This is a genomic window from Streptococcus sp. A22 (assembly GCF_043674215.1).
GTDB classification, from domain to species: domain Bacteria; phylum Bacillota; class Bacilli; order Lactobacillales; family Streptococcaceae; genus Streptococcus; species Streptococcus suis_V.
Genome location: NZ_JBIMJQ010000052.1, coordinates 1 through 3,618, shown reverse-complemented (window position 1 = coordinate 3,618; position 3,618 = coordinate 1). Strand labels below are relative to the sequence as shown.

4 protein-coding genes are annotated in these 3,618 nt (G+C 38.3%); all 4 read left to right on the top strand.

Annotated features, from left to right (window positions below; all coding sequences use genetic code 11):
• The coding region (locus ACHBHN_RS11145; RefSeq protein WP_394734142.1) for a CHAP domain-containing protein at positions 1-398 on the top strand (398 nt) is incomplete at its 5' end.
• Between the two features lie 67 nt (positions 399-465).
• Complete coding sequence (locus ACHBHN_RS11140) at positions 466-1,068, top strand: DUF6088 family protein (RefSeq protein ID WP_044671295.1); 603 nt, start codon at positions 466-468, stop codon at positions 1,066-1,068.
• Between the two features lie 2 nt (positions 1,069-1,070).
• Positions 1,071-2,069, top strand: a complete 999-nt coding sequence (locus ACHBHN_RS11135) for a nucleotidyl transferase AbiEii/AbiGii toxin family protein (protein ID WP_024376812.1) — start codon at positions 1,071-1,073, stop codon at positions 2,067-2,069.
• A 256-nt stretch (positions 2,070-2,325) separates the two neighbouring features.
• Positions 2,326-3,618: putative cross-wall-targeting lipoprotein signal domain-containing proteiin (locus ACHBHN_RS11130; protein WP_394734141.1), on the top strand; the 1,293-nt coding region annotated here is incomplete at its 3' end.

Here is a 3,618-nt window from a genome sequence, read left to right as displayed (position 1 = left end):
CTATTCCAGGAGGTGGTGACGGTATGGGTTACGCTTACGGCCAATGTACTTGGGGAGTTGCAGCCCGTATCAACCAACTGGGTCTAAAACTCAAAGGTAAAAACGGTGAGAAGATTCCAATTATCAGTACCATGGGCAATGGCCAAGATTGGGTACGAACAGCCGCAAGTCTAGGTGGAGAGACAGGGACAAGTCCGCAAGCAGGAGCTATACTTTCCTTTGCGGGAGGAGGACATGGCACACCAACAGAATACGGTCATGTGGCTTTCGTCGAAAAAGTCTACCCAGATGGCTCATTCCTTATCTCCGAAACCAATTATAATGGTAATCCCAACTACACCTTCCGTAAATTATCTGGAGTGGATAGTAGCTTGAGTTTTGCTTATACGACGAAATAATCTCCAGAAAGATAGTTGTCGTTTTGTCCCAAATATTGTATAATATTTGGGACAAGGTGGTGAGGAATTGATTAACATAAAGTCTAAAATAAATAGTAAGATTGATAATCTGCCAGACGGCACAGTCTTTATTTCAAATGATTTTTTAGAGCTCGCTGATTATGAGACAATTAGAAAAAATTTGAATCGATTTGTTAACGATGGAACGATTCAACGTATTGTAAACGGTGTGTATTACAAACCAAGGTTTATTGAGTTGATTGGGGAATTTGAGTCTCCTTCAATAAATGAAGTGGCTATTGCCATTGCTAGAAAATATAATTGGACAATTGCACCTTCAGGGAACACAGCTTTAAATTTATTAGGGTTGTCAACACAAGTTCCAGCTCAATGGACATATATTTCTGATGGACGGTATGTAAATTTTTTAATTGGAAATACGAAGCTAGTATTCAAGCGAACAACAAACAGTACCATTTCAAATATGTCACAATTAACTGCACTAGTTATTCAAGCCATCAAAGCTATTGGAAAAGATAATATTTCAGAAGAACAGATTCTTTATCTTAAGAAAAGGTTAACTAAAAGTGATAAAGAGAAACTTCTTGAGGAAGGCAAGACTACCAGTGCATGGATTTATAAAATCTTGAAAAAAATAGGAGAATCCTAAAGATGCTAGAATTTAAAAAAATTTCCAAAGACGACCTTCAAGCCATTATTAGAAATGCTGCGGAGAGACTTGGTATCAATGAAGTGATCGTTGAAAAAGATTATTGGGTTTGTTTCGTACTCAACTATCTCTTTACAAAGAGTGAATGGAAGGATGCTTTTACATTTAAAGGGGGTACAAGTCTTTCTAAGTGCTATGATTTAATTAAGCGATTCTCAGAAGATATTGATTTAATCTTGGATTGGCAGGTTATTGGATATGGTAAAGACGAACCGTGGCAATCCCGTTCAAATACGCAACAGGACAAGTTCAATAAGGAATCAAATTTAAAAGCAGAAGACTTTCTTGTGAATACGTTAATTCCACAGATGAGGTTAGATTTTGCGAAACTGATTGAAGATGATTTTCAAATTAGTATAGATGTAAATGACCCACAAACAGTACTTTTTGAATATCCGACAAGTTTCCAATCAGAGTATGTGAAGCAAGTCATTCGCTTAGAAATTGGTGCTTTAGCTGCCTGGACACCCTCTGAAATGGTAGAGATTACTCCTGATTTATACAAGGTTTACCCTATGCTATTTGTGGGAGATAGTATTTCAGTTAGGACTGTTTTACCTGAGAGAACCTTTTGGGAAAAAGCTACAATTTTACATCATGAGGCAAATAGACCAGCAGATAGTAAAATCCCTATACGCTATGCACGGCATTATTATGATATTTACTGTCTTGCCCATTCGATTTATAAGAATAGAGCCTTTATGAATCAAGAGTTATTGGAGAAAGTTGTTTCATTTAAGGAAAAATTTTATCCTCGAAAATGGGCAAAATATGAAGACGCAACTATTGAAAGAATCAGATTACTTCCAGATGATTACAGATTGAATGAAATTGAATCAGATTACAACCAGATGAAAGAAATGTTTTATGGGTCTGTGCCATCATTTGAAGAGTTGTTAACAACTATCGCTAATTTAGAAAAAGAAATCCATAAACTTTAGACATCAATTATTTTAGTCACCCACTTTTATGGGTGGCTTTTTTCTTCTCCCTCAATTTATTGTGATAACAAAATCAAGCCTTCTTTTTTATGATGGTATTGAACTTGGGCTACGAGCTGTACAAAAAAGAGAGTTTCTCCTAGAACGGAAAGTTCTTCGTCAAAACTTCTATTTTTGTCGTGCTCGCTTAACGCCCTCGTATCTAATAAAGAGTGACAGTATGTTGCTAAAGAATAAAAGAAAAGAAGGACTATTTATGACCAAAACATGTAATCATCACTTTCTTGTCAATCAGGAAAAAGGCGAGAAACACGTCTTTCGCAAGAGTAAAAAATATCGCACTCTATGTTCCGTTGCCCTTGGAACCATGGTGACGGCTGTTGTTGCTTGGGGAGGAACGGTTGCACATGCTGATGAAGTCACATCATCAGTTGACACCAACATCCAACGAACGGAGAATCCAGCCACAAATTTACCAGAAGCACAGCCAAAACCTGTATCTGAACAAACTGAAATTTTAGCGTTAACTGGACAATCTAATGGAGCGATTGCTGTTACCGTACCACATGATACGGTAACACAAGCAGTTGAAGAGGCAAAGGCTGAAGGTGTTTCTACGGTTGAAGATAGCCAAATGGATTTAGGAAATACAACTTCTGCGGCAGAAACTAACCAACAAATTTCAAAAGCAGAAGCAGATGCCCAAAATCAAGTTGAGGCTATCAACGAAGTTACTGAAACCTACAAAGCTGACAAAGCAGCTTATGTGGATGAAAAAGCTCGCATCGAACAGGAAAATAAGGAGCTGTCACAGGCCTACGAAGGGGCCAACCAAACTGGTAAAGAGACAAATGCTTGGGTTGATACCAAAGTCAATGACCTAAAAACTCGGTATGCAGATGCTGACGTGACAGTAAAAGAACAAGTAGTTTCATCAGGAAATGGGACATCTGTATCTGACTACAGAAATTTTGGTAAGGCTGTTGAAACTATCCAATCCGCCAACGAACAAGCATTAGCGGATTATCTAACAAAGAAAACCAAGGCAGATGATATTGTTGCGAAAAATCAGGCCATTCAAAAAGAAAATGAAGCAGGACTTGCTAAGGCAAAGGCAGATAATGAAGCCATTGAAAGGCGTAATCAGGCTGGTCAAGCAGCTGTTGATGCTGAAAACCGTGCAGGTCAAGCCGCAGTAGATCAAGCTAATCAGGAGAAACAACAATTAGTTTCAGATCGAGCAGCTGAGATTGAAGCTATTACCAAACGTAATAAAGAAAAAGAAGCCGCAACCAGAAAAGAGAATGAAGCGATTGATGCCTATAATACCAAAGAATTGGAACGCTATCAACGTGACTTAGCCGAGATTTCAAAAGGTGCAGAAGGTTATATTTCTGAAGCCCTTGCTCAAGCCCTCAATCTCAATAACGGTGAGCCACAAGCACAACATGGAGCAATTACCCGAAATCCTAATCAAATCATTTCAACTGGCGATACCATGCTGGGTGGCTACTCAAGAATATTGGATTCAACAGGATTCTTTGTCTAT

Excerpts from the sequence above, each read along its gene's own strand:
- ACHBHN_RS11135 (WP_024376812.1), top strand. The coding sequence starts at position 1,071 with ATGCTAGAATTTAAAAAAATTTCCAAAGACGACCTTCAAGCCATTATT.